Annotated in this window: 22 protein-coding genes; 7 read left to right on the plus strand and 15 right to left on the minus strand. The window is 64.1% G+C overall.

The features are described 5' to 3' along the window. Window positions 1-23 precede the first annotated feature (23 nt). Together FJ443_RS15200 and FJ443_RS15205 are read right to left on the minus strand one after the other, a co-directional pair. Window positions 24-1,577, minus strand: a complete 1,554-nt coding sequence (locus tag FJ443_RS15200) for a trimethylamine methyltransferase family protein (RefSeq protein WP_140664709.1) — start codon at window positions 1,575-1,577, stop codon at window positions 24-26. 12 nt (window positions 1,578-1,589) lie between these two features. Continuing rightward, the gene (locus FJ443_RS15205) at window positions 1,590-4,001 is read right to left on the minus strand and encodes an FAD-dependent oxidoreductase (protein ID WP_140664712.1); all 2,412 of its coding nucleotides are present in this window, start codon (window positions 3,999-4,001) and stop codon (window positions 1,590-1,592) included. A gap of 309 nt (window positions 4,002-4,310) precedes the next feature. On the opposite strand from FJ443_RS15205, the gene FJ443_RS15210 reads away from it, so the two are divergent. Both FJ443_RS15210 and FJ443_RS15215 read left to right on the plus strand, forming a co-directional pair. Next, window positions 4,311-5,801, plus strand: coding sequence for an esterase-like activity of phytase family protein (locus FJ443_RS15210; protein ID WP_140664715.1), 1,491 nt, complete (start codon window positions 4,311-4,313; stop codon window positions 5,799-5,801). Window positions 5,802-5,969: 168 nt separating this feature from the next. Continuing rightward, window positions 5,970-7,442: an MATE family efflux transporter gene (locus tag FJ443_RS15215; protein WP_140664718.1), complete on the plus strand. Its 1,473-nt coding sequence runs from the start codon at window positions 5,970-5,972 to the stop codon at window positions 7,440-7,442. 12 nt (window positions 7,443-7,454) lie between these two features. On the opposite strand, the gene FJ443_RS15220 is transcribed toward FJ443_RS15215, so the two are convergent. Both FJ443_RS15220 and FJ443_RS15225 read right to left on the minus strand, forming a co-directional pair. Then, a complete protein-coding gene (locus FJ443_RS15220) occupies window positions 7,455-8,663 on the minus strand; it encodes an MFS transporter (RefSeq protein ID WP_140664721.1) in 1,209 nt (402 codons plus the stop codon). Window positions 8,664-8,853: 190 nt separating this feature from the next. Continuing rightward, a complete protein-coding gene (locus FJ443_RS15225; RefSeq protein ID WP_140557552.1) occupies window positions 8,854-9,258 on the minus strand; it encodes an SH3 domain-containing protein in 405 nt (134 codons plus the stop codon). Between the two features lie 237 nt (window positions 9,259-9,495). Here FJ443_RS15225 and FJ443_RS15230 point away from each other — a divergent pair, with 237 nt between their 5' ends. Continuing rightward, on the plus strand, window positions 9,496-10,071 hold the full coding sequence (locus FJ443_RS15230; protein ID WP_140495258.1) for a TMEM175 family protein: 576 nt from the start codon (window positions 9,496-9,498) through the stop codon (window positions 10,069-10,071). Between the two features lie 4 nt (window positions 10,072-10,075). Here the strand turns inward: FJ443_RS15230 and FJ443_RS15235 are convergent, their stop codons facing one another. Continuing rightward, window positions 10,076-10,357 carry a hypothetical protein gene (locus FJ443_RS15235; protein WP_140557550.1) on the minus strand — a complete coding sequence of 94 codons (282 nt, stop codon included), beginning with the start codon at window positions 10,355-10,357 and terminating at the stop codon, window positions 10,076-10,078. 159 nt (window positions 10,358-10,516) lie between these two features. Between FJ443_RS15235 and FJ443_RS15240 the strand changes: the two genes are divergently transcribed. Then, the gene (locus tag FJ443_RS15240; RefSeq protein WP_140664724.1) at window positions 10,517-11,383 is read left to right on the plus strand and encodes an SDR family NAD(P)-dependent oxidoreductase; all 867 of its coding nucleotides are present in this window, start codon (window positions 10,517-10,519) and stop codon (window positions 11,381-11,383) included. Between the two features lie 79 nt (window positions 11,384-11,462). On the opposite strand, the gene FJ443_RS15245 is transcribed toward FJ443_RS15240, so the two are convergent. The 3 genes from FJ443_RS15245 to FJ443_RS15255 all read right to left on the minus strand — a co-directional run bounded on the left by FJ443_RS15245 (window position 11,463) and on the right by FJ443_RS15255 (window position 13,461). Next, window positions 11,463-11,903, minus strand: a complete 441-nt coding sequence (locus tag FJ443_RS15245) for a low affinity iron permease family protein (RefSeq protein ID WP_181173455.1) — start codon at window positions 11,901-11,903, stop codon at window positions 11,463-11,465. Window positions 11,904-12,236: 333 nt separating this feature from the next. Then, the gene (locus FJ443_RS15250) at window positions 12,237-12,878 is read right to left on the minus strand and encodes a DapH/DapD/GlmU-related protein (RefSeq protein ID WP_140516571.1); all 642 of its coding nucleotides are present in this window, start codon (window positions 12,876-12,878) and stop codon (window positions 12,237-12,239) included. 79 nt (window positions 12,879-12,957) lie between these two features. After that, a complete protein-coding gene (locus FJ443_RS15255) occupies window positions 12,958-13,461 on the minus strand; it encodes a CreA family protein (RefSeq protein ID WP_181168350.1) in 504 nt (167 codons plus the stop codon). 220 nt (window positions 13,462-13,681) lie between these two features. On the opposite strand from FJ443_RS15255, the gene FJ443_RS15260 reads away from it, so the two are divergent. The 3 genes from FJ443_RS15260 (at window position 13,682) to FJ443_RS15270 (ending at window position 17,074) form a co-directional block, all read left to right on the plus strand. Next, entirely contained in the window at window positions 13,682-14,260 is a 579-nt protein-coding gene (locus FJ443_RS15260; protein WP_140495247.1) for an SCO family protein, read from the plus strand. 10 nt (window positions 14,261-14,270) lie between these two features. Further along, the gene (locus FJ443_RS15265) at window positions 14,271-15,143 is read left to right on the plus strand and encodes a 50S ribosomal protein L11 methyltransferase (protein ID WP_140630930.1); all 873 of its coding nucleotides are present in this window, start codon (window positions 14,271-14,273) and stop codon (window positions 15,141-15,143) included. 86 nt (window positions 15,144-15,229) lie between these two features. Continuing rightward, window positions 15,230-17,074, plus strand: a complete 1,845-nt coding sequence (locus tag FJ443_RS15270) for an aminopeptidase P family protein (RefSeq protein WP_140664726.1) — start codon at window positions 15,230-15,232, stop codon at window positions 17,072-17,074. A gap of 46 nt (window positions 17,075-17,120) precedes the next feature. On the opposite strand, the gene FJ443_RS15275 is transcribed toward FJ443_RS15270, so the two are convergent. From FJ443_RS15275 to lpxC, 7 genes are all read right to left on the minus strand, one after another. Further along, a complete protein-coding gene (locus tag FJ443_RS15275; protein ID WP_140516579.1) occupies window positions 17,121-17,417 on the minus strand; it encodes an AzlD family protein in 297 nt (98 codons plus the stop codon). Further along, window positions 17,414-18,142 carry an AzlC family ABC transporter permease gene (locus tag FJ443_RS15280; protein ID WP_140516581.1) on the minus strand — a complete coding sequence of 243 codons (729 nt, stop codon included), beginning with the start codon at window positions 18,140-18,142 and terminating at the stop codon, window positions 17,414-17,416. Before FJ443_RS15280 ends, FJ443_RS15275 begins: the two co-directional genes overlap by 4 nt. A gap of 104 nt (window positions 18,143-18,246) precedes the next feature. Further along, entirely contained in the window at window positions 18,247-18,939 is a 693-nt protein-coding gene (locus tag FJ443_RS15285) for a TIGR02453 family protein (RefSeq protein WP_140664803.1), read from the minus strand. Beyond that, on the minus strand, window positions 18,939-21,143 hold the full coding sequence (ligA, locus tag FJ443_RS15290; RefSeq protein ID WP_140521206.1) for an NAD-dependent DNA ligase LigA: 2,205 nt from the start codon (window positions 21,141-21,143) through the stop codon (window positions 18,939-18,941). The genes FJ443_RS15285 and ligA overlap by 1 nt, the downstream gene beginning before the upstream one ends. 210 nt (window positions 21,144-21,353) lie before the next feature. Continuing rightward, on the minus strand, window positions 21,354-23,027 hold the full coding sequence (gene recN / locus FJ443_RS15295; protein WP_140516585.1) for a DNA repair protein RecN: 1,674 nt from the start codon (window positions 23,025-23,027) through the stop codon (window positions 21,354-21,356). Window positions 23,028-23,040: 13 nt separating this feature from the next. Beyond that, window positions 23,041-23,910 (minus strand): outer membrane protein assembly factor BamD, encoded by an 870-nt coding sequence (locus FJ443_RS15300; protein WP_140495233.1) that lies wholly within the window; start codon window positions 23,908-23,910, stop codon window positions 23,041-23,043. A gap of 262 nt (window positions 23,911-24,172) precedes the next feature. Beyond that, the gene (lpxC, locus tag FJ443_RS15305) at window positions 24,173-25,123 is read right to left on the minus strand and encodes a UDP-3-O-acyl-N-acetylglucosamine deacetylase (RefSeq protein ID WP_140521209.1); all 951 of its coding nucleotides are present in this window, start codon (window positions 25,121-25,123) and stop codon (window positions 24,173-24,175) included. Between the last annotated feature and the right edge of the window lie 192 nt (window positions 25,124-25,315).

Below are 25,315 nucleotides of genomic sequence, written 5' to 3' on the forward strand. Positions count from 1 at the left end.
GACGATGAGAGGAACAGGCTATCTCACGACACCGGCGCCGCCCCGCCCTGTTCGGTGCGACGCGCGATGAAATCATCGAGCACAGCCGACGTGGCAATGGCCGTCGCCGGCGGCTCGAAATCGGCGAGGATGCGCTTCCAGATACCGGTGGCGCGTTCGGTTGCGGTCTTGGAACCGGCCTGCGTCCAGTTGCCGAAATTCGACCAGTCGGCCACCAGCGGCTCGTAGAAAGCGGTGCGGTAGCGCGCCATGGTGTGACCTGCCGAGAAGAAATGGCCGCCGGGCTGCACTTCGGCGATCGCCTCGAAGCCGATGGCATCGTCGTCGCCGGGCGTGGCGGCGCACAGTTCAGCCACCGTCTGCAACGCCTCGATGTCGGTGACCAGCTTTTCGAAGGAAACGCTCAGCCCCCCCTCCAGCCAGCCGGCGGCATGGATGCACACGGTGGCGCCTGCCAGCACCGAGCCCCACAGCGCAAACTGCGTCTCATGCGCCGCCTGCGCATCGGAGATGTTGGCCGCGCTGCCGCCGCCCGAACGCCACGGCAGGCCGGTGAAGCGCGCCAGTTGGCCGGCTCCGAGCGTCGCCTTGATATGCTCCGGCGTGCCGAAGGCCGGCGCGCCCGATTTCATGTCGACATTGGAGGAGAAGGAGCCGTAGACGACAGGAGCGCCCGGCCGCACGATCTGCGCCAGCGTCAACCCGGCCAGCGCCTCGGCATGCTGCAGCGTCAGCGCGCCGGCCACCGTGATCGGGGCCATCGCACCCGCCAGGCAGAAGGGCGTGATGATCAGGACCTGGCCCGCCCTGGCGAAGTCGATGATGCCTTGCGCCATCGGGATGTCGAGCTGGCGCGGCGAATTGGTGTTGATGACGGTGTAGCAATGGGCGCCCGAGCGGAACTCGTCCTCGGACAGCCCGCGCGCCAACCTGATCATGTCGAAACTATCGTCGACCTGCGGGGTGCCGCGCGCGAAGATGAAGGGAAGCTTGTCCGACAGGGTCAGTTGCGCCCGGTTGACGGCGTAGTGGCGAAAATGGTTGTCGATGTCCTGCGGCTCGACGCAAGGTCCCAGCATGTGCAGCACGTCGAAATGCTGCACCAGCTTGATGAACTCCTCGAAGGCCGCCAGTGTGCCTGGTCGGCGGCCGCGTTCGAGGTCAGTGACGTTCGGCGCGCCGCACCCTGCCAGGAAGGTCATCGACCCGAGTTCCAGCGTCAGATCGCGGGAGCGGTCACCGGCATGGGTCTGGATCGATTTTGGCGCCGAGGCCAGTGCGGCCGCCACCATGTCGCGGCCGATCCGCACCATGTCGGTTTCGGGGTCGATCAGGGCGCCGGCGCGAGCGAGCAGGTCGCGCGCCTGCGGCAGCAGAACCTTGATGCCCAGCTCTTCCAGCACGCGCAGCGCCGTGTCGTGGATCGAGGCGACGTGGTCGTCCGAAAAGATTGGCTGCGGCAGGAATGGGTTCTTCAGAGAGCGGTAATTGGGCCGGCGGCTGCTCTCGCTGCCGGCCTCGCCGATGCGTCCTCGCCGGCGCTCGCGCCTGCCTTCGCGTGCCGCGTCATCGATCATCCGGAAACCTCCTCATTGCCGCATCGCCTTGCCCAAGGGATCGTAGGGCGAAGCCGGAATGACACGCGCCGGCCGCTCGGTGCCGACAATGTGCACGCAAAGCGCCGTTCCTTCCTCGGCAAAATCGTCATCCACCAACGCCAGCGCGACGCTCTTGCCGATCGTGTAGCCAAAGCCGCCGGAGGTGACGAAGCCGACGCGCCGAGCGCCGTGCCAGACCGGCTCGAAGCCGCTGGCGTCCGCGTCGATGGCATCGACTTCCAGCGTCACGATCCGTCGTGCAACACCGGCCTTGCGTTCCTTCAGCGCCGCCTCGCGGCCGATGAAATCGCCCTTGTCGAAAGCAATGAAGCGGTCGAGCCCTGTCTGGCCGGGCGTGTAGCCTTGCGTGAATTCACGCGACCAGATGCCGAAGCTCTTTTCCAGCCGAAGCGCGTTGAGTGCGTAATAGCCAATCTCGGCGAGGCCGAGATCCTCGCCGGCGGCAAGCAGCGTTTCGCGCAATGTGGCATGCATGGCGGCCGGGCAGTTGATCTCGAAGCCGAGTTCGCCGGCGATGGAGAGGCGAGCCATCCTTGCCCGCACCATGCCGATGTCGAATTCGCCGCATGCGATGAATGGCAAGGCTTTGGCGGAGATGTCCTGGTGCGTCGTGCGCTCGACGATCTTTCTGGCATTGGGGCCGGTGACCAGAAAGCCCGACATCGCATCTGAAATATCGGTGACGCAAACGCCTTCAGCCATATGCGCTTCGAACCAGCGCATGTGGAATTCGCGCAGATAGTAGGAGCCCATCAGCCAGTAGTCGCCATTGCCCCAGTTGAAGACGGTGAGATCGCCCTTCAGCCGCCCGTCCGGCCCGAGCATCGGCGCCAGCCTCGCCTGTCCCGCCTTCGGCAGCCTGCAGGCCAGCAGCCTGTCGAGCCAGGCCTCCGCGCCCGGTCCCGAGGTCGCGTAGCGCGCATAGGCCGAGATATCGATGAGGCCGGCGGCGCGCCGGACTTGCAGCGCCTCGTCACCGACGATGTCGAAGGCGTTGGAACGCCTGAGCGTCGTCTCCTCGCGGAATCCCATCGGCGCGAAATAGGCGGGGATTTCCAGCCCCCAGGAGGCCGTCCATTCGCAGCCCGCCGCACTCATGCCGTCATAGGCGCCGGGGCGTTTCAGCGGCCGGCCCGCAGGCAGCCGTTCGTTGGGAAAGGTCATGACGAAACGACGAGAATAAAACTGTCGCGTCGTCTGCCTGAGATATTCCCGGTTTGCGGCGAAGGCGCCGTAGCGGGCGATGTCCATGCCGAAAATGTCGGCCTGCGGCTCGCCGTAAATCATCCACTCGGCCAGCGACTTGCCGACGCCGCCGCCCTGGCTGAAGCCGGCCATGACGCCGCAGGCGACCCAGTAATTCTTCAGGCCGCGGACCGGCCCGACGATCGGATTGCCGTCCGGGGTGAAGGTGAAGGCGCCGTTGACCCATTTGCGGATGCCTGCCGTCGCCAGGCAAGGGAAGCGCTCATGCGCCTTGGCAAGTTCCGGGCCGATGCGGTCGATGTCTTCGGGGATGAGCTCGATGCCGTAATCCCACGGCGCGCCGTCCATGTTCCAGTGCTTCGGGTTCTGCTCGTAGACGCCGAGCAGCACGCCCTTGCGCTCCTGCCGCAGATAGGAAAAGCCGTCGAGATCGACGGCCAGGCCGATCTCCTTGTCGAGGGCAGCGACTTCCGGAATGTCCTCGGTGACGAAATAATGGTGCTCCATCGGCGTCACCGGCAGTTCAACCCCGGCCATGCGGCCGAGTTGCTTGGCCCACAACCCGCCGGCATTCACGACATGCTCGGCGGTGATGGTGCGTTGCTCTGTGACCACGTCCCAATGGCCGTCGGCGCGCGCCTTCAGCTCGACCACGCGGTTGCGCAGGATCACGTCGGCGCCGCGCTTCTTGGCGGCACCGACATACGCATGCGTCGTGCCGTAAGGGTCGAGATGGCCCTCGTTGGAATCGTAGAGGCCGCCAAGCACGCCGGTGACGTCGACGATCGGGCAGATCGCCTTGATCTCGTCAGGCGTCACCAGCCGGGCGGTCTCGATGCCGACCGACTGGAATACCGCCCAGGCCGATTTCAGCCACTCCCAGCGCGCCGGATCGCTGGCGATGTTGACGCCGCCGGTCATGTGCAGGCCGACGTCCTGGCCGGATTCGGCCTCGATCTCGCGGTAAAGGTTGATGGTGTAATCCTGCAGCGCGGCGACATTGGGGTCGGCATTGAGCGCGTGGAACCCCGCCGCCGCATGCCAAGTCGACCCCGCCGTCAGTTCGGCGCGCTCGATCAGCGCCACATCCGACCAGCCGAACCGCGCCAGGTGATAGAGCACCGAAGCGCCCACCACTCCTCCCCCGATGACGACTGCGCGGTAGTGAGACTTCAAGGCTTCCCTCCCCGGACTGTCCGAAACCGGCACCATATACGTACTGTACATAAGTGTCTAGTACTGCGAACAGCTCCTGGACGCTGTCGAACCTGTGTTGGAACGATCGATTTTCCGGCGCGGCCGCACTTCCCCAGCAGCGTCGCGGCGGGCCGACGCGAATGCGTCACCAACTGTCATGCAAGCATCATGTTCGCGCCTTAGACCGCTTGCCGAGGGCACAAGCGGCCCTCCAGGGCGGCAGCCTCGCCGCCGCCAGGCAACCTCAGAATTCCGCCGTCCCGGCGCTTTGTCATCAAGGGGATATCCATGACGCATCTACGCTCATTCTCGTTGCGGCTGCTGGTCGCCGCGCTGGCGGCCTCGGCCGTTTCGCTGCCCGCCTTCGCCGACAGCTCGGCCAGCGTCGGCGGCGCCAGTTTCGTCAACAAGGGGCTGGTGGGGGTTGGCCGCATCCCGGCCGGCCAGCGCGACAGGTTCGGCGAGACCTTCGGCTCCGGCTCCGGCATGTCGATCGACACCGCGGGCTGGACGCATGATGCCGGCACCTACAAGGGTTCGCTGTGGCTGCTGCCCGACCGCGGCTATAACGTCGTCGGTACCACCGACTACCGGCCGCGCCTCAACACGATCAACATCGAGTTCGCCCCGGTGGCGCCAGGTCTAGCGCCCGCGGCCGGCCAGGAGCAGACCGGCGTCAAGGCGACGCTCGCCGACACCATGCTCCTGACCGACGACAAGGGCGCCGACGCCAGCGGTCTCGACCCGCTGAACGGCGTGCGTCCCGCCGCCGGCGACATGCCTGTCCTGCCGCAGGCCGACAATGGCAAGCTCGCGCTCGACAACGAGGCGATCGTGCGGCTGCCCGACGGCACCATGCTCGTCTCCGACGAATACGGTCCCGACATCTACCGCTTCTCCGCCGACGGCCGTCTGATGTCGGCGACCCAGCCTCCGGCCGCGCTCGTGCCGATGCGCCACGGCACGGCCAATTTTGCTTCCGACAATCCGGGCCCAGGTGCTGCCGAACCCGACCCAAAGGATCCCGAAACCGGCCGCCAGAACAATCAGGGCCTCGAAGGCATGGCAATGACACCGGACGGCAAGTTCGTGATCGCGGTCTTGCAGTCGGCGACCCGGCAGGACGGCGGCGATTCGGCCTCGACGCGCCAGAACACCAGGGCGCTGGTCTATGACGCCTCCGATCTTGCCCATCTCAAGCTGGCACATGAATATGTCGTGCCGCTGCCGGTGTTCAAGGACGCCAAGGGCAAGACCAAGGTGGCTGCGCAAAGCGAGATCGTGGCGCTGTCGGATACCGCTTTCCTGATGCTGGCGCGCGACAGCGGCAACGGCCAGGGCCTGAAGGGCGAAGAGTCGCTGTATCGCAAGATCGACATTGTCGACCTTTCCGGCGCGACCGACGTCGCCGGCGGTCCCTTCGATGCCGCCGACAAGCCGGTGGCGCCCAAGGGCGTGCTCGATCCGTCGGTGACGCCGGCAAGGCTGACGCCGTTCATCGACATCAACGACAAGGCCGAGCTTGCCCGCTTCGGCCTGCACAATGGCGCGCCCAATGACAAGGACAACCTCTCGGAGAAGTGGGAAGCGATGTCGCTGGCGAGCGTGCTCGATCCGAAGCTGCCCGACGACTATTTCCTGTTCGTCGCCAACGACAACGATTTCCTCGCCCAGGGCGGTTTCCAGGTCGGCGCGCCCTACAAGGCCGAGGACGGCGCCGATGTCGACACCATGTTCCTTGTCTTTCAGGTCACGCTTCCCGGCCTCGCCAGGAAGTAAGCATCTTGCAGGAGGCGCCGCCTGGCGCCTCCTGCCCGACAAGCTTGATCGGATGCACGACGGCGTGCCTTGCCCGCCGTCGCTCCTTTCGCAAGGGTGCATCCCGGTCGGGCCTGCGGTATCCTGCGTGCCGGACTCAAAACAACCAGCTTTGCCGGATTGCCCGCCATGGATGAAAAGATGCCCGCGCGCCGGCGCACCGGTGACCTGACCAGCGGCCCCATTCCGCGCACGCTCCTGCTGTTCGCCCTGCCGGTGCTCGGCTCCAACGTGCTGCAATCGCTCAACGGCTCTGTAAACGCCGTCTGGGTCGGCCGCTTCCTCGGCGAATCCGCGCTCACCGCCACCTCCAATGCCAATCTGGTGCTGTTCCTCATCCTCGGCACCGTGTTCGGCATTGGCATGGCGGCCACCATACTGGTGGCGCAATCGGTCGGCGCCCGCGACCTACCCGAGGCGCGCCGCATCGTCGGCACCAGCGCCACCTTCTTCTTCTTCGTCTCGGTGCTGTTCGCCGTCTGCGGCTGGATCTGGGTAGACGCCATTCTGGGCGCGCTCGGCACACCGCCCGACGCCTTGCCGCTGGCGCGCTCCTATTTGCGCATCATCTTCGTGGCCGTGCCGATGATGAACCTTCTGTCCTTTGTGATGACGGTGCTGCGCGGCGCCGGCGATTCGCGAACGCCGTTCTTTTTCATGGCGCTCGCCGTCGTGCTCGACATCATCTTGAACCCACTGCTCATCCGCGGCATCGGGCCATTTCCAGAGCTCGGCATCGCCGGCTCGGCAACCTCGACGCTTGTCGGCCAGACGGTGAGCGTCATTGCCATCCTGATCGTGCTCTATGTCCGTAAGCACCCGCTGCGTCTGGCCGGCGCCAATCTGGCGCTGCTGCGGCCGGATCCCGCCTTGCTGCGCGTCGTCGTTTTCAAGGGGGTGCCGATGGGTTTGCAGATGATCGTGATTTCGGCCGCGGCCCTGACGGTGATGGGCATCGTCAATTCCTACGGTTCGCAGGTGGCCGCCGCCTACGGCATCGCCGCGCAGTTATGGACCTACATCCAGATGCCCGCGCTCGCCATCGGCGCGGCCGTGTCCTCGATGGCGGCGCAGAACGTCGGCGCCGGCCGCTGGGACCGCATCAGCCGCATCGCAGCGTCAGGCGTCGGCTTCAACCTGGTGCTGACCGGTGCTCTCGTGGCACTTCTATGGGTCTTCGATCGCTCGATCCTCAGCCTGTTCCTGAGCCGCGACAGCGCGGCGATAGACATCGCCGCTCACATCAACAACGTCGCATCCTGGTCGTTCATCCTGTTCGGCGTCACCATCGTGCTGTTCGCCACCGTGCGCGCCACGGGCGCCGTGATGCCGCCGCTGGTCATCCTGGTGATCTCGGTGCTGGTCGTGCGCACCGGCTTTGCCTATTTCATGCGCGATGTGATCGGCGAGGAGGCGCTGTGGTGGAGTTTCCCCGCCGGCTCGACCACCTCCCTGCTGCTGGCCGCGGCCTACTACCGTCTCGGCGGCTGGCGCACCCTGCACATGATCGAGAACCGGCCGGCCGCCGGCGAGCCGCCCGACACCGGGCTCGGCGTGCCGCGCCAGCGCGCGCATTTTTCCCCAGAGACGCCGAACGGCTGAAGCTGGCCGCTCTCAAGGCCTGTTTTTCAACCCAAAGCCCAGCGCGACCAGCGCAAACACGATGATCATGCCGGCGAACGCCAGGCTGGCCGCGATGGGGCTGGCATAGGTCGAGATGATGCCAATACCGATGACGGGCAAGGCATTGCCGATAAAGCAGCAGATGAAGAAGCTGGATACCACTTCGGCGCGGCGATCCTCCGGTGCGATCTCGTTCACCACCTGCAGGCTGCCACGATAGCCGAGTGCGGCCGTCACGCCGCAGCAGGCGGTGGCGGCGATCATCAGCGCCATCGACGCCAGCATCTGCGCCGCCACCACCATGAGGATGCTGGGAATCATCAACGTCAGCGCGGCCAGCATGGCCTTGCCGCTCTGCATTTGCTTCAGCGCTACGATGCTGAGCGCGGTGATGATCGCCAATTCGAAGAACAGCGCACCGGCGACAGCATGGTTCGTCTCGTGCAGTTGCTGCGCCAGGATGCTTGGCGCCACCGCGGCATAGAAGCCGACCAGCGCCATGGCGCCGAAACCGGTCACCGCCGGCGCGACGAAGCGCGCGCGGATTTCATCCGGCACGGCAAAGTGCGGCCGCATGGAAATCTGCCCGAGGCCGCCAGGCTCCGCCACCGTTTCGCGTGTACGCCAGACCAGGATGGAGACGATCACAAGCGCCGCCAGATAAACGATGAAGACCAGGCGCAAGGGCCACGGTTCATACTGCGCCAGCAGTCCCGAAACGAGTGCGCCGAAACCGAGGCCCAGGAAATTGGTGCTGGTGGCAATGACGCTGGCGCGCGCCTTGTCAGCGCCGGGGAGAAGCTCGGCGATCCATGCCGTTCCGGTCCCCGCGCCGACACCGATGCCAAGCCCGCTCAGGACGCGCGCCACATCGAGCAGAACGACATTGTTGGCGAACAGAAAGACAAGCGCGCTGGCGACGGCGACGATCATGGCCACGAGAGCGGCAGGCCGGCGCCCAACGACATCCGACGCGCCGCCCAACATCAGCAGGGCGCCGAGATTGCCGACGACATAGACCGCGTAGACCAGCGTCAGCGTGATCTGTGAAAAGCCGAATTGCTGCTTGTAGATGATGTACAGCGGCGTCAGCACCGTGCTGCCGGCAAACAGAACGGCGATCATTGTGGCAACCACCGGAATTGCGAGAGCCTCGCCGCCTGCTTCGTTGCGCGTATGCGCCAAGTCACGAATGGCCATGGCCAAACCTCTTCATCGGTTCAGGGATCGCGACCTTAACGCGCCCTTACTCCCGACGTTCCGGCCGGCCGGCGGGCTCCTGACAGCATGACGGACGTTGCCCCGAAACCCGCCGCCTGAACAGGCCCGAATCGGAGCCGATGGTTCCGATCCGTCACGACATCCTGTCGTGTGACCCCGCTAAAAACCGCTATTTGCAGGAGAAACCCGGTGCGATCTTGCACTTGCCGGGACGCGGTTTGTGCGGCGGGCGATGGTGCGGAGGACGGTGCGGCCGATGCTGCCAGTGCGGCGGACGATGCGGCGGGCGCACGATGATCACTGGCGGGCGAACGACATGGGCCCGCGAGAGATAGCCGGAACTGGCCCAGCCGCTGAGGCCGCCGCCATGGATTCTGCACCAACCCGGCTGGCAGCCGGTGACGTTCACCCTGTAGCCGACTGGCAGCGTCCCCACCTTGGCATATCCCGCCCCGGGCCCGGAGCGCACGTTGAGGTTGGTGGTGGTGTGGGCGCTGTAGGCGAACGCGGCGGCCGACGTGCCGAGGATGGCGGCCAGAATGGTCGCGAGGCAGAGCAGAAATCGAAATCTCATCAGTCACTCCATTCGATCGCTCGGCCTTATGTGATTCAGCCGAGGCTGTCTTCGATGGAGGACTGTGGCAAGAAAAGTCAACAATTTGCCACAGCAAACCATTGCCGCGAGCCGGCCTGGCGGGAGAGTTTCCCCTGATATAGTTGAGAAATTCCCCGGATGGCGTTTATCGGCCTGACAACATCAGCTAACGATTTACCATCTTCAACGATCGACACCGGACATAGGGCGCAAATCATGGGCAAAGGCAGGGTCGAGGCATTCACCGACGGCGTCGTGGCCATCATCATCACCATCATGGTGCTTGAACTGAAGGTGCCGCACGGCGAGGATCTCTCGGCCTTGCTGCCGCTATGGCCGATCTTCTTCAGCTACGTGCTGTCCTTCATCAACGTCGGCCTTTACTGGAACAATTTGCACAATATGTTCCACACCGTGCAGCGGGTCGACGGCCGCGTGTTGTGGGCGAACCTCAATCTCCTGTTCTGGCTGTCGCTGATGCCGGTGACGACGGCCTTCATGGGCGAAAACCATTTCGCGCCGGTGCCGGTCGCCGTCTACGGCGCCGATCTTGCGCTGTGCGCCATCGCCTACTTCATTCTCGTCGTGACGCTTCACCGATTGCACGGCAACGATACGGCCTTTGCCAGGGCGATCGGCAACGACCGCAAGGGCAAGATCTCGCTTGTCGCCTATCTCTGCGCCATCCCGCTGACCTTCATCAGCCAGTGGATCGGCGTCGCGATCTATGTACTGGTTGCCCTGGTCTGGCTTGTGCCGGACCGGCGTTTCGCACGCGTGATCGAAAAATAGGGATCTATTCGCGCATCGCTTTCAGCTTCTCGGCCACCGACGCGGCAAGATCGGCGTAGCGCTCTTCCAGCCGTTCCGCCGCCTTGATGACCGCAAAGTCATGGCCGAACTTTTCCAGCGCCATGCGCAGCTTCTCGACGAAATCCGCCTGTTTTTCCAAGGCGGAAAACAGCGTCTTCACCTGTGCTTCGTTGATCTCGGGGTTTGCCAGCATCTGCGGCACTTCGCGGTTCATCTGATCGCCGATGGTGGTCTGCTGCTTCAGGATTTCGATCCAGTCCGTCAATCGGGAAATCTCCTTTTTGCGAGGCACCATGCGCAGTCTCGGCTGGACCGGTCAACCCGGCCCATGCCGGCTGCTGAAGCGCAGCCAGGCGCGTGGAGGCTTGCGCCAGCCCGCTCCGGCGCTAAGTTCGGCGCCATCGCAAGAAGGAATCCGCCGCCCATGCTGACCGACGCAGAACTCCAGACCGCTTTGCCCGCGCTTGGTTCGGGCAATGCCGCAGTCATTACCGGCGCTGCCAGCGGCATTGGTCTTGCCGCCGCGAAGCGGCTGGCTCTCATGGGCATGAAGATCGTGCTTGCCGATGTCGCCGGCCCGCGTCTTGAGGATGCGGCCCGTATTGTGTCCGCGATCGCCGGCGACGATGCCGTGCTGGCCGTCGCCGCCGATGTTTCGAAGGCACAAGACGTGGATCGTCTCGCCGAAAGAGCCTTTGGCGCCTTCGGCAATGTGTCGCTGCTGATGAACAATGCTGGTGTCGGCAACAACCCGGGTAAGCCGTGGGAGAACCGCGACGCTTGGAAGCAGCTGCTGGACATCAATTTCTTGGGTGTCGTGCATGGCGTCGAAGCCTTCGTGCCCCGCATGCTGGCGGCCCGCCAGCCGGGCCTAATCGTCAACACCGGCTCCAAGCAAGGCATCACCACGCCGCCTGGAAACCTTGCCTACAACGTCTCCAAGGCCGGCGTGAAGACCTTTACCGAGGGACTGGCGCATGCCCTGCGCAACGAACCGGGTGCCCATCTGTCGGCGCATCTGCTGATCCCGGGCTTCACCTATACCGGCCTGACCGAGGGTGCGACCGAGAAGCCGGCCGGCGCCTGGACCGGCGAACAGGTCATTGACTTCATGCTGGAATCCCTGACAAAGCGCGACTTCTACATCCTGTGCCCTGACAACGAGGTGACGCGTCCGCTGGATGAGAAACGCATGGCCTGGGCGATCGGCGACATCATCGAAAACCGCCCTGCTCTGTCGCGCTGGCACCCCGACCACAAGGATGCCTTCGCGGCATTCATGAAGCAATGAGCATGTCCGAAAAATGAGAGCCGGTGTTCGGATCGGGTCGCATTCGAGCAACGACGGAACCCTTGGGGGTTAACCGGTTTCAGCCGGTGCTTCGAGCCACCTGCTTTTTCGGTTTGCTCTTTGACGCCACGGCTTTCTTGGCAGCTTCGGCCGCGATTTTCTCGTCATGCCGCTTCGCTGCCCGCTCGCATTTGGCACGGATCTCCTGGACCTCGGCTTCGGTCAGATGCTCGATACCGATGAAGGTGTTCTTGGCTTCGCTGACCCGGATCAACTCGTCCAGTTTGGCCTGGATTGCCGCGCCGTCTCGATTCTGGGTGTTTTGGATGAGAAACACCATCAGGAAGGTGATGATCGTCGTCCCGGTGTTGATCACCAGTTGCCAAGTGTCCGAGAAGGCGAAGAGTGGGCCGCTTACTGCCCAGATGATGACGATCAGGCAGCAGAGTGCGAATGTCGGCGACAGCCCCGCAAGGTGGGCTACCCGGTTGGCGATTTTGGTGAAGAGCTTCTCGATCATGGGGTCCCTCAAACAGCGCCGCGCCGTGCGGTACGCCGGAAGGAACAACCGGCGGCCATATCGGGTTCCCATCGGAAAGAAATACAACCGCCGCAATCGAATGCACGCGTCAAGGGAATCGGAAGGACAACACACTTTATCGGTTTGGTGTCACAGTAACGGTGCAGGCAAAACAGGCCTGTTCCTTCCGCTTCACAGCGGTTTACCTCCAGCCCCTTCCGTTGCGCCACCCCCGCATGACGGAAGGGGTTCAGTCCGGAGCGCTCGCACAGTGGTTCCCTGAAGCGCGCCTTTGGCGCAAATGCGCGTGCTCTTCAGCCGCGCCGGCGTCACTCACGCGGCGTGATTTTCCCAGCGGTCCAGGAAGGTCTCGATGGTCATGGCCTGCATGTCGGGAACGGCGCTGGCGAGCTTTTCGACCGGCCAGTCCCACCAGGCGAGAGCCTCGATCCGCGCCGCGACATCGGCTGCGAAGCGCGGCCGAAGCGGCTTGGCCGGCACCCCGGCGACGATCGTATAGGGCGGCACGTCATGCGTGACGACGGCATTGGCGCCGACGACGGCGCCATTGCCGATGGTGAGGCCGGGCATGATCACGGCCCCGTGGCCGATCCACACGTCATGGCCGATGCTCACCGCCTTCGCCTGGCGCCGTTCGCGGAAGACGGCATCGACGCCCAGCCAGCGGAAATATTCGTTGGGCCGGTAGCTGACCTTGTGCTGGGTCAGTCGCTCGATCGGATGATCCAGCGCATTGATGCGGCTGTTGGCGGCAATCGAGCAGAATTTGCCGATGTTCGTGTAGATCGCCTCGGCGTGCCGCTCGAAATAGGAAAAATCGCCGACGCTCACTTCGCGCAGCACCACCCGCTCGCCGATCGAGGCGTAGCGACCGAGCTTGCATGCTTTCAGCTCCGCCGTCGGATGGATACGCGGCTCAGGATCTTTCAGCACGAGATTTTCGGAACGGTCCATGCGGGCGGCTTTACGTCAGAGCAATAGCTCTCGCAAGCCGGGAGCAATTGTCGGTCAGGTCAATTGCACGAAAGAACATCTATTTCGGCTTGCCCTTGGTCCACACCACGTTCTGGCCGTAGAGCGGCACGGTGGTGACCGACATCTTGGCCGAGCCGTTCTGCACCTGGCGCGAATGCGAGAGGTAGATCAGCGTCTCGTTGGCCTTGTCGTAGATGCGGTTCACCACCTGCTTCTTCCAGATCAGGCTGATGCCTTGCTTGAACACCTCCTCGCCGCCTTCGCTCATGTCGATGTCGCCGATGGTGATCGGACCGGTCTGGCGGCACGAAATCGAGGAATCGGAAGGATCCTCGAACCAGTTGCCCTTGTGCAGGCGGTCGATGATGCCGCGGTCGAAATAGGACACGTGGCAGGTGACGCCGTCCACCTTCGGGTCCTTGATCGCTTCGACGATGATGTCGTTGCCGAGCCAGTCGACGCCGACCTTGCCGACTTCATCGGCGACTGCGGCACCGGCGCCAAGGACAACGCACGCGGCCAGGGCGCCGCCGATCAGATTTCGCCCAATCAGTCGTTGCAAGATAGCCTCCGAGGTTCAAGTTTGCCGGTCTCAGGTGGGGCGAAGGACGTTGCATTGCAAGCCGGCGGCCCCGATCAAAACGCCGGCATAGGTCATGGCCGGTTGCGTCAACGCGGCACCTTTGCGTGTACCCGGTCGAACCGCTAAGACTGTTCGCCGAACCGAGGGCTGCCTGGCCATGGCCGGCATGCCGATGAAATTACAAGACGGAATCCTGCGGATGATGCGCTCAATACTGGTCGGCATTCTCGTCCTGATGGCGGCCGGCATAGGCTGGCTGACCTTCGACTGGTATCGCGGCCACTATGGCGGCGAGCCTTTCGGTGCCGCCTTTACGCTGGTCGACCAGAAAGGCGCGCCGATCACCGAAGCCGCCTTCCGGGGCCACCCCAGCGTCGTCTTCTTCGGCTTCACCCATTGCCCAGAGGTCTGCCCGACCACGCTGTTCGAACTGTCCGGCTGGCTGAAGACGCTTGGTGACGATGGCAAGAACCTGCATGCCTACTTCGTCTCGGTCGATCCGGAGCGCGACACCCCCGCGGTCATGAACGCCTATGTCAGCAATTTCTCTGACCGCATCACCGGCATATCGGGCGACCCGGACAAAGTCCACGCCATGGCGAAGTCCTTCGGCATCTACTGGAAGAAGGTCGACACCGGCGACGGCGACTACACGATGGACCATACCGCCTCGGTGCTGCTGCTCAACGGCAAGGGCGATTTCGCCGGCACGATCGCCTATGGCGAAAGCGCCGACACCGCCGTGGAAAAGCTCAAACGCCTCGCGGCCAAGGGCTGATGCGAAATTCATGACCCAGACGCGGCTCCATTTCACCGCCGGCAAGATCGAATCCACCAGAATTTTCGCCGCCCTCGATGCCGCCTTCGAGGACGAAGGCTTGCCAATCGCCGTGCTGGAGGTCGATGAGGACGCGGACATTCATGAAGTCTCTCTCTATGCCGACGGCGATGTCGATGCGGTCGAGGCGCGGGTGAAGGACGTTCTGGCAGGGCTAGCCCTGTCCAGGCCGGTCGAGCGCGAGACCTTGCCCGATATCGACTGGGTGGCGCGCTCGCTGGAAGGGCTGAAACCGGTGCGTGCCGGCCGTTTCTTCGTGCATGGCGCGCATGATCGCCGCAAACGCCACAGTGGCGAGCTTGCCATCGAGATCGAAGCGGGGCTGGCCTTCGGCACCGGCCATCACGGCACCACCGCCGGTTGCCTGGAAATGCTGGAAAAGGTGACGCGGCGCGAGCGGCCGCGCAACGCGCTCGACCTCGGCACCGGCAGCGCGGTGCTGGCCATCGCTGTGGCCAAGCTCTTCCATATTCCCGTGCTGGCGACCGACATCGATCCGGTGGCGGTAAGCGTTGCCGCCGCCAATGCGCGGCTCAACCACGTAAAGGCGCTGGTGGAGACGGTGACCGCGCCCGGATTCCACCATCCGATCTTTGCCAGGCGTGCGCCTTTCGACCTGATCGTCGCCAACATATTGGCGCGGCCGCTGATGCGGCTTGCGCCGGAAATGGCGCGACACATCAGCCTCGGCGGCTCGCTGGTGCTGTCAGGCATCCTCGACCGGCAGCGCGACGCGGTGATCTCCGCCTATGTCGGCCAGAGCTTTCGCCATGTCAGAACGCTGCACCGCGAAGGCTGGGTGACGATCCATCTCAAACGGTGACGCAGCCCCGTCTGGCCCTGCTGAAATCGATTCCGGTTTCCAGCTCCATGCGCTACGGTCGGGCACTATCCGAGGGAGACGCCACCATGTTCCAGACCTTTGATTCCGCTGGCAATCCGGCCGTCGGCAGACCGCGCGTGGCGCTGCTGCGCCAATGGCTGGCGGAAAACGGCCTGGATGGATTTGTCGTTCCCCGCGCCGACGAGCATCAGGGCGAATATGTCGCCGACCGCTCGGCGCGGCTAAAATGGCTGACCGGCTTCAGCGGCTCCGCCGGCGTTGCCATCATCCTGCGCGACCGCGCCTTCATCTTCGTCGACGGACGCTACACGCTGCAGGTGCGCGGCGAGGTTGATCTCGGTATCTTCTCGATCGAGAGCCTGGTCGACAATCCGCCTGCAAATTGGCTCAAGGATAACCTCGGCAAGGGCGCGCGGCTCGGCTTCGACCCCTGGCTGCACACGATCGGCGAGGTCAAGGCGCTGCGGGCCTCGGCCGAAAAGACCGGCGCCGTGCTGGTGCCGCTCGAGGCGAACCCGATCGACATAATCTGGAAGGATCAGCCGGATGCACCGGTCGCTCCTGTCGAACTCCATCCCATCGGTTTTGCCGGCGAGCTCGCCAAGGACAAGCTGGCGCGGCTGGCGGCGGCGATCGGCAAGGAGGGCGCCACCCATGCGGTGCTGACGGATCCCTCCTCGATTGCCTGGGCCTTCAACATCCGTGGCGGCGACGTACCGCACACGCCGCTGGCGCTCGGCTTCGCTGTCCTCGCTGCCGACGGACGGCACCGGCTATTCATGGACAGCCGAAAATTCTCGCGCCAGGTTGCGGCGTATCTCACCCAGCTTGCCGAGCCCCATGAGCCCGGTGAATTCGAGGCAGCGGTCGTGGCGCTGGCCAAGAGCGGCGCGAAAATCGCGCTAGACCCCGTTTTGGCCGCCGACAGGCTGCGCATGCTGGTCGAGGACAATGGCGGCGAGGTGATTGCCGTTCCCGACCCGGCCCGCATCCCGCGCGCCACCAAGAACCAGGCCGAGATCAACGGCTCGCGCGCCGCGCATCGGCGCGATGGCGCGGCGGTGGCGAAGCTTTTGTGCTGGCTCGACCGCCAGAAGCCCGGCTCTCTCGACGAGATCGCGGTCGTCACCCGGCTGGAAGAGACGCGCCGGCAGACCGGCGAGGAAACGCAAATGCCGCTGCGCGACGTCTCCTTCGACACCATTTCGGGCGCCGGCCCGAATGGCGCCATCATGCACTACCGCGTCTCACGCGCCACCAGCCGCAAGCTCCAGGCCGGCGAGCTGTTCCTGCTCGATTCCGGCGCCCAATATCAGGACGGCACCACCGACATCACCCGCACCGTGCCGATCGGCCAGCCGACCGAGGAAATGCGCGAACGCTTCACGCTCGTGCTGAAAGGCATGATCGGCATTTCCACGCTGCGTTTCCCCGCCGGCACGCGCGGCTCGGAAATCGACGCCGTCGCCCGCATGGCGCTGTGGAAGCACGGCTGCGACTTCGCCCACGGCACCGGCCATGGCGTCGGCTCTTATCTGGCCGTGCACGAAGGCCCGCAACGCATCGCCCGCACGGGCACCGAAAAGCTGCTCGAAGGCATGATGCTGTCCAACGAGCCGGGCTATTACAAGGAAGGTTCTTACGGCATCCGCATCGAGAACCTCATCCTGGTGACGCCGGCCGAGCAGATCGACGGCGGCGACATCGCCATGCACGGTTTCGAGACGCTGACCCTGGCGCCGATCGATGTCAGGCTGGTGCGCTCGGATTTGTTGACCCGCGACGAGCTGCATTGGCTCGACACCTACCACGCCCGCGTGCTGGCCGAGATCGGCCCGATGCTCGACGGCGAGACGCTGGCCTGGCTGGAAAAGGCAACGGCGCCCTTACCGCATGACGCTAAGATTTGAGTGCGTCTAAGGTGGCGCCAGCGTTCGAACGATCGCGCCCGGAACTCTATCCCACGAACTGCCGCGCGAGGATCAGCATCGCCGCACCAGCCAAAAACATAGCCATCAGCCCGCCGCGCAGCGAAACCACAGCGGTGACAACCAATGCCGCCCATTCCGCCGGTCCGGCATTCAACAGTTCCGGCGCCACCAATGTCGTCAGCACCGCCGCCGGCACCGCGTTCAGGCCGGCCTCGACGCGCGGATGGATGTTGTCGAAGCGCGAGATGACCAGATGCCCGCCGATCCGCGTAAGATATGTGGCGATTGAGCCGGCGATGATGATCCAGAACGTCGTGCTCATGGCCGTGCCTTCACGCCTGAGTGGTGGGGCGGCAGGATGACGGCCAGCAGCACGCCAGCGATGGCGCCGATCGAGACGTGCCAGGGTGAACCTACCGTCTTGTAGGCGACGATCGAGGCGCAAGCACTGGCGACGACCACCGGCAGCCACAACGGCCGCTTGCGGAAGCCCATCACCAGGCCAAGGAAATAGATCGGCAGCAGGAAATCGATGCCCAGCGCATGCGTGTCGGGGATAAGCTTGCCGAACACCGCGCCGAGCGCGCTTTCGATCACCCAGAATACATAGACTGGCAGGCCGAGCCCGAGATACCAGGCGAAGCCGACCGTCTCGCCGGACTGCGCCCTCGCCTCGGCGACGGCGAATTGCGGATCGGTGAGGATGAAGAAGCCGAGCGCTTGGCTGACCACGGGCCAGTGCGCTATGCGCCGGCCGATACCGGCGGAATAGAGCACATGGCGAAAATTGACGGCGAAGATCGACAGCACGATCAGCCACGGCGCGACATGCTGGCCGAACAGCTCGATGCCGACCATCTGGCTGGCGCCGCCGAAGATCAGCGCACTCATCAGGAAGGCTTCGAACACCGAGAAGCCATTGTCGACGGCCAGCGCCCCGAACAGCACCGCGAACGGCGCCGACGCCACAACGACGGGCATGGAAAGCCGCACGCCTTGCCAGAAATCGCTCTTTGCGCCGTGCCCGGAGATTGCGTCCGACACCATGGATAACTCCCAGGAGAATGGCCTGATCTAGGTAGCGTGGTCCGCCTTGTCACACGAATTCGGTTGAGCCCAACAATCAGCGGAAATGATTGCCAGGACCAATCCTAGCCCTGCGCCACCTTGCCCTCTATGGCCCTGCCCCAGTCGAGCAGCGGCTTGGCGCACATGGTGAAATCGACCAGCTCGTCGACCAGCGCCACCGTGTGGATCCCCGCCGGATCGATGACATGCTGGACGTAGAAATGACGGTTGCGGATGGCCTCGGCCAGATCGGAATCACCGACATGCTCGAAGCCCCGCGGCGTGCGCTTCATGCGGCCCTCCGTCTCGAACTCAAGACCATTCTTCTTCAAGGCGGCCACCAGGGCGCGGAACCTGTCGGGCCTTGCCGCGATGGCCTTGCGCATGGCGAGCAACAGTTCCGGGGCGGGCTGCCACCAGGCAATGTCGGCGAAGCAGCGTTCCAGCCCGACATGGACATAGAACACGCCCTGCTCCATCTTGGTGCCGTCGGGCGACAGGATCGCCGACAGATGCCGGTTGTAAGGCCGCTTGTCCTTGGCGAAGCGCACGTCCCGGTTGATCCGGAACAGTGATTTCTTGCGGTCGCCCTTGAGGCCGAGCCCGGCCTCGCCGAAACGGCGTGTGAGCGTCTCCACCAGATCGCCCAGCGGATCGCGCAATTCCTGTTCGAACAGGTCACGATTCTCTACGAACCACTCGCGGCTCTGGTGGAAATCAAGCGCCTTCAGGAACGGAATAGCCTTCTGGCCGAACCCCTTGAATTCGCCTGACATCATGCCTTGCCGATCCGCTGCAGCCACGCGTCCTCGTCTATGACCTCGATGCCGAGTTCACTGGCAAGCTTGAGTTTCGAGCCCGCGCCGGGCCCCGCCACCACCAGATCGGTCTTGGCCGAAACCGAGCCCGCCACCTTGGCGCCCAGCCGTTCGGCCATCGCCTTGGCTTCGGAACGCGTCATCTTTTCCAGCGAGCCCGTGAACACGACGGTCTTGCCCGCGACCACGCTGTCGGCCGAGACGGTGACGACATACGGCTTCGGCCTGACCTGTTTAAGCAACGCCTCAAGCACGTCGTCATTGCGCTCATTGCCGAAGAAATCGGCCAGCGCGTTGATCACCGTATCGCCGATGCCGTTGATTGACGGGAAGACACTATGCGGATCGTCAGCCGCCGCGGTCTCCTTGCCGACGCGGATCAGTTCCTCGATTGTCGAAAACGTCCGGGCAAGCACGGCCGCCGTCGTTTCGCCGATATGGCGGATCCCAAGCGCAAAGATGAAGCGGTCGAGCTCGGGTTCGCGGCGCGAATCGATCGCCGCAAAGAGCTTGTCCAACCCTTCATAGTTGCGGTCCTCGACGCTGCGCACATTCTTGCGCGTCTTGCCCGACGCCGCCTCGCGCTGCCTCGCCTGCTCCTCGCGCCGCTCGGCCAGCGCCTTGGTGACGGCGGGACGCCGATCCCTGAGCGTGAAGATGTCGGCGGCCGTCTTGACCAGGCCCGCATTGAAGAACAGGTCGATGTTTTCCGCGCCTAGTCCCTCGATATCCATGGCCCCGCGCGACACGAAGTGGCGCAGCCCTTCCACGGCTTGCGCGGGGCAGATCAGTTCGCCCGTGCAACGCCTGCGGGAATCCTCCTTGCCGGTCTTCTCGTTGATTTCGCGCGTCGCCGGCGAGCCGCAGATCGGGCAAGTATGTGGGAATTCGTAAGGCACGGCATCCGGCGGACGCTTGTCGACGACGACACTGACGATCTGCGGGATGACATCCCCTGCCCGCTGGATCACCACGGTGTCGCCGATGCGCACGTCGATGCCGTCGCGGATCGGCTGGCCGTTGCTGTCGAAACCCTTGATATAGTCTTCGTTGTGCAGCGTGACGTTCTCGACCACGACGCCCCCGACTGTCACTGGCGCAAGCCTCGCCACCGGCGCCAGCGTGCCGGTGCGCCCGACCTGGATGTCGATCTTCTGCACGGTCGTCATCGCTTGTTCGGCCGGAAATTTGTGCGCGATGGCCCAGCGCGGTTCGCCGGTGACAAAGCCCCACCGGCGCTGCAACTCCAGCTGGTCGACCTTGTAGACGACGCCGTCGATGTCGTAGCCCAAGGAAGAACGCTGTTCCTCGATGCGGTGATAATGCGCGATCAGTTCGCCGACCGACCTCGCCCGCACCATCAGCGGGCTGACTTTGAAGCCCCATTCCGCGAATTTCTGCACCGAATCGTATTGTGTCGGAGCGGGGTCGGCTGTCGTGTAGCCCCAGGCATAGGCAAAGAATTTGAGGTTCCGGCTGGCGGTGACCGATGGATCCTTCTGGCGCAGCGACCCAGCCGCCGTATTGCGCGGATTGACATAGTCCTGGCCGCCGGCGGCCGCTGAGCGCTGCTTCAGCGCCTCGAATTCGGCATAGGTCATGTAGACCTCGCCGCGTATCTCGATGATTTCGGGCCAGCCCGAGCCTTTCAGCCTGCCGGGAATATCGGCGATGGTCCTCAGATTGGCGGTGATGTCTTCGCCGACAGCGCCATCGCCGCGCGTTGCGCCCTGCACGAACACGCCGTTCTCGTAACGTAGCGAGGCCGACAGGCCGTCGATCTTCGGTTCGGCCGTGAAGGCGATGTCGAGATCCTTGTCGCGGTCGAAGAAGCGCCGGCCGCGTTCGATGAAATCGGCGACGTCCTCGTCGGTATAGGCCTTGGCGAGGCTGAGCATGGGCACGGCATGGCGCACCTTGGCAAAGCCTTCCGCCGGCGCGGCACCGACCCTGCGCGATGGCGAATCCTCGCGCACCAGGGCGGGAAAGCGCTGCTCGATGGCGAAGTTGCGCCGGGTCAGCGCATCATAGGCGGCGTCGGTGATAACAGGCGCGTCCTCGGTATGGTAGCGGCGGTCGTGCTCCGCGATCTCCTGCGCCAGGCGCTTCAGCTCCGCTTCGGCTTCGCTCTCACTGAGTGAATCGACTGGTCTTTCAGACATCGCACGGCTTCCCTGACCAATGCACGCCGCCCAAATATGGTGCGATTTTGGGGCAACGACATGCGCAAAACAATAACCAAGGCGCGGCGCACTTTGGTTGGGCGCCACTATAAATCAGGATTTGGCAGGAGGGAGCCGGCCTGCGAAAAAATCATTCCTGAACAGCAGGATGCAGCCATATCCTGACTCGCCTTCACGGGAACCGAGCTTTCAGGCAGCCGCCGTATTCTCCCGCAGCAATCTCTCGGCGGCCGCGCGCGCTTCGTCGGTGATGGTGGCGCCGGCCAGCATGCGCGCGATCTCTTCCTGGCGCGCCGCCCGGTCCATTTCGGCGATGCCGGTCGCGACCTTGTCGGTGCTGCCGGATTTGGAGATCAGGAAGTGCGTCGCCGCGCGGGCCGCCACCTGCGGCGCATGGGTGACCGAGAGCACCTGCACGCGCCTGGACAATCTTGCCAGCCGCTGGCCGATGGCATCCGCGACGGCGCCGCCCACCCCTGTGTCGATTTCATCGAAGACCAGCGTTGGCGCCGAGCCCCGGTCGGCCAGCGCCACCTTCAGCGCCAGCAGGAAGCGCGAAAGCTCGCCGCCGGAAGCAACCTTCATCATCGGCCCGGGCCGGGTGCCGGGATTGGTGCGCACCCAGAACTCGATCTGGTCGATGCCCTCTTCCATGCGGCTCTCGGCCTCGCTCTTCATCTCGACGATGAAGGCGGCGCGTTCGAGCTTCAGCGCCGGCAGTTCGGCCATCACCGCCTTGGTCAGCCCGACCGCCGCGGCATGGCGAAGCGAGGACAACTGCGCGGCGGCGATATCATAGGCTTCGCGCGCTGCGGCCGCCTGCTTTTCCAGCCCATGAAGGCGCTCCTCGCCGGCATCGAGATCGGCAAGATCGGCAACCATCGTGTCGCGCAATTGCGCCAAATCATCGACGGCAACGCTGTGCTTGCGCGATGCCGCGCGCAGCGAAAACAACCGCTCTTCCGCCTTTTCCAGCCGCTGTGGATCATATTCGGTGGCGCGCAAAGCCGCCTCGACACCCGACTGCGCCGCGTCGAGCGACAGCATCGCCTCATCCAGCGACTTGACCACTTCGTCGAGCAGCCCGGGGGCCTCGCCGGCCTTGCGCTGCAACCGCCTGAGCAGGCTGGCCAGTTGCGGCAAGGGCGAGGATGGACCCGAAAGCACGTCCTGCGCGTCGTGGATTTCGGAGGCGATCTTCTCGGCCCGCATCATGTGGGCGCGCAAGTCGGCAAGCTCAGTCTCCTCACCCGGCTGCGGATCGAGCTTGGTCAGCTCCGTGACCGCTGCGCGCAGGTAGTCCGCTTCGCGCGCCGCCGCCGCCACCTTGGCACGATGGCGCGAGAGCTCCTGCTCGCAGGCGCGCCAGTGCCGCCAGGCCTCGGCCGTCGACCGGACGGCGCCGAGATGGCCGCCGAAGGCGTCGAGCACGTCGCGATGCGCGCCGGGATCGACAAGGGCGCGTTCGTCATGCTGGCCGTGGATCTCGACCAGCGCGCGGCCGACGTCGCGCATCAGCGTCACGCTGGACGGCTGATCGTTGACGAAGACGCGGGTGCGGCCGTCCACAGTCTGCAAGCGGCGCAGGATGATGTCGCCGTCGTCCTCGATGGCATTCTCGGCAAGCAACGCGCGCACCGGATGGTTGCGCGGCACGTCGAACACGGCAATCACCTGGCCCTGTGCCGCGCCGTGGCGCACCAGGGAAGCGTCACCGCGAGCCCCAAGCGCCAAGGACAGAGCGTCGAGCAGGATGGATTTTCCGGCGCCGGTCTCGCCCGTCAGCACCGAGAGACCGGGCTGGAAGTCGATATCCAGCTTCTCGATCAGGACGATATCGCGGATCGACAGCCTGGAAAGCATCGTTACGCCTGCATCAGGCGCCGGTGATCAGTTTCCCGGCCTTGGATATCCACGAGCCGGCATTCTCGCGCGGCGCAAGCCCGTTGCTCTGCAGGAGCTTGTAGGAATCCTTGTACCATGGGCTGTCGGGATAATTGGTGCCGAGAACGGCGGCAGCGGTCTGCGCCTCCGAAGTCAGGCCCATCGCATAATAGCTCTCGGTCAGGCGCGCCAGCGCCTCCTCGACATGCCGGGTGTTGGAATAATTCTCGACCACATTGCGAAAGCGCTTGACCGCGGCGATGTATTCGCGGCGTTCGAGATAATAGCGGCCGATCTGCATCTCCTTGCCGGCGAGTTGGTCGTTGGCGAAGCGGATCTTTTCCTTGGCGTCATCGACATATTCTGAATTAGGCCAGCGCGTCACGAGATCCTGCATGGTCTGCACGGTCTGGCGCGCTTCCTTCTGATCCTGCGTCACGTCCTTGATCTGGCGGTAGTAGCTAAGGCCGATGATGTACTGCGCATAAGCCGCGTCATCCGTTGACGGATACAGCGTCAGATAACGCTTGGCCGACGAGATCGCTTCGTCGTAGCTGCCCTTGCGATAGTCGGCGAACGCGCCCATCACCATCGATTTGCGGGCCCACTCCGAATAAGGATGCTGGCGGTCGACCGCGTCGAACTTCTTGCTCGCCTCGTCGAGGCGTCCGGCATTCAGATTGGCGAGCCCTTGGTTGTAGAGAACGTCGGCCGGCTCGGTCTGATCGACATAGGTCGACAGGTCGATATCTTTTTCCGACGACATGCAAGCAGACAGGAAGAGCGATGGAACAACCACCGAAAGCGCCAGGAAAACGGACCGCTGCGGCGCTTTCAATTGACCGACTCGCTTGAAGAACATGATTGGATTGCGCCCTTTCGGCGTTATTTCAGTGCCTGTTGCATATCGTTTCCCCAAAACTGGTGCCCACTTCCAGGCGACATGCACTGTCGACGGCAGCAGCCATAAACCATAACCGCCTTGCCCGGCAACGCTATGTCTAGGCAATCGAACATTTTTGTGGCGGCCGGGCCGCGCCGGAGCATCCCTGCGATTTCGCCGGCAAATGATGCATTCATGCAACACTAGTGAGCTGCGATGGCATCCGGAAAGTGGCGGTGACTCAGATCATCCAGGGCGCATAGAGAGGCGCGTTGACGGCGCTCATCTCGGCCGCACGGCCGCGCTCGCGGCGGGTCGTTTCGACGATCTCGAATGCGGTACGGTCCGACAGCACGCGCCGCAAGGCGGCCGCATTCAGCCTATGGCCGCCACGATAGGAGCGGAAGCAGCCGATGAAGCGGGCCCCAGCCAGTGCCAGGTCGCCCATGGCGTCCAGCGTCTTATGGCGTACGAACTCGTTGGGGTAGCGCAAGCCGCCCATGTTGATGACGCGGTTGTCGTCACCGATGACCAGCGAATTCTCAAGCGAGGATCCCAGCGCATAGCCGGCGGCCCACAGCCGCTCGACGTCCTTCATGAAGCCGAAGGTGCGGGCGCGCGCGATGTCGCGGCGGAAAATGTCCGCATTGATGTCGGACGCGAACAGCTGCCGGCCGATCGCCGGGCTTTCGAAATCGATCTCGACCTCGAAGCGAGTGCCGTCATAGGGCCTGAACTCAGCCCAGGAGGCGCCGTTCTCGATGCGGACCGGCTTGACGATCCGGATGTAGCGCCGCTTGACCGACAGCGTTTCGATGCCGGCCTGGTCTATGGCCTCGACGAACGCCATGGCGCTGCCGTCGAGGATAGGGACCTCATGGCCGTCGATCTCGATGATGACATTGTCGATGCCGAGCCCGAACAGCGCCGCCATGATGTGCTCGACCGTGGCGATGTGCTCGCCAGAGGGATCACCGAGCATGGTGCACAGGTCGGTTGCGCCGATCTCGGAAAACAGGGCGCGGAACTCGCGACCTTGCCCGTTCTCACTAAAAAGCTGGAAAACAATGCCGGTGTCGGCATCCGCCGGGAGAAAGCTGATGGAAACTTCCTTGCCGCTGTGAACGCCGGTGCCCGTAAGCGACGCGCGCGCCTTCACTGTCGTCTGATAGTCGTGCAAGACAATCCCCATAAGCCCGAAATGCCTAGGTCCGCTTCTCCAGCCCGAGGGCGCGGCTCTCTTGTAAAAATCGGCAGGCCAGGTCACTTCCCCCGAAATCCCGGCAAACCGACGACGGTAGGCAGCGAAGATAATGTCCCATCAGGGATAGTCCAAATCACGGTTTCTTACTCTCTGTAACCGCAACCGACATATGGATAGCCT

Source organism: Mesorhizobium sp. B2-6-1 (assembly GCF_006440475.1).
Lineage (GTDB): Bacteria > Pseudomonadota > Alphaproteobacteria > Rhizobiales > Rhizobiaceae > Mesorhizobium.

Coding starts and splice junctions, on each gene's coding strand:
- FJ443_RS15200 (WP_140664709.1), bottom strand. CDS start 1,577: ATGATCGATGACGCGGCACGCGAAGGCAGGCGCGAGCGCCGGCGAGGA.
- FJ443_RS15210 (WP_140664715.1), top strand. CDS start 4,311: ATGACGCATCTACGCTCATTCTCGTTGCGGCTGCTGGTCGCCGCGCTG.
- FJ443_RS15215 (WP_140664718.1), top strand. CDS start 5,970: ATGGATGAAAAGATGCCCGCGCGCCGGCGCACCGGTGACCTGACCAGC.
- FJ443_RS15220 (WP_140664721.1), bottom strand. CDS start 8,663: ATGGCCATTCGTGACTTGGCGCATACGCGCAACGAAGCAGGCGGCGAG.
- FJ443_RS15225 (WP_140557552.1), bottom strand. CDS start 9,258: ATGAGATTTCGATTTCTGCTCTGCCTCGCGACCATTCTGGCCGCCATC.
- FJ443_RS15230 (WP_140495258.1), top strand. CDS start 9,496: ATGGGCAAAGGCAGGGTCGAGGCATTCACCGACGGCGTCGTGGCCATC.
- FJ443_RS15240 (WP_140664724.1), top strand. CDS start 10,517: ATGCTGACCGACGCAGAACTCCAGACCGCTTTGCCCGCGCTTGGTTCG.
- FJ443_RS15245 (WP_181173455.1), bottom strand. CDS start 11,903: ATGATCGAGAAGCTCTTCACCAAAATCGCCAACCGGGTAGCCCACCTT.
- FJ443_RS15250 (WP_140516571.1), bottom strand. CDS start 12,878: ATGGACCGTTCCGAAAATCTCGTGCTGAAAGATCCTGAGCCGCGTATC.
- FJ443_RS15260 (WP_140495247.1), top strand. CDS start 13,682: ATGATGCGCTCAATACTGGTCGGCATTCTCGTCCTGATGGCGGCCGGC.
- FJ443_RS15265 (WP_140630930.1), top strand. CDS start 14,271: ATGACCCAGACGCGGCTCCATTTCACCGCCGGCAAGATCGAATCCACC.
- FJ443_RS15270 (WP_140664726.1), top strand. CDS start 15,230: ATGTTCCAGACCTTTGATTCCGCTGGCAATCCGGCCGTCGGCAGACCG.
- FJ443_RS15275 (WP_140516579.1), bottom strand. CDS start 17,417: ATGAGCACGACGTTCTGGATCATCATCGCCGGCTCAATCGCCACATAT.
- FJ443_RS15280 (WP_140516581.1), bottom strand. CDS start 18,142: ATGGTGTCGGACGCAATCTCCGGGCACGGCGCAAAGAGCGATTTCTGG.
- FJ443_RS15285 (WP_140664803.1), bottom strand. CDS start 18,939: ATGTCAGGCGAATTCAAGGGGTTCGGCCAGAAGGCTATTCCGTTCCTG.
- ligA (WP_140521206.1), bottom strand. CDS start 21,143: ATGTCTGAAAGACCAGTCGATTCACTCAGTGAGAGCGAAGCCGAAGCG.
- recN (WP_140516585.1), bottom strand. CDS start 23,027: ATGCTTTCCAGGCTGTCGATCCGCGATATCGTCCTGATCGAGAAGCTG.
- FJ443_RS15300 (WP_140495233.1), bottom strand. CDS start 23,910: ATGTTCTTCAAGCGAGTCGGTCAATTGAAAGCGCCGCAGCGGTCCGTT.
- lpxC (WP_140521209.1), bottom strand. CDS start 25,123: ATGGGGATTGTCTTGCACGACTATCAGACGACAGTGAAGGCGCGCGCG.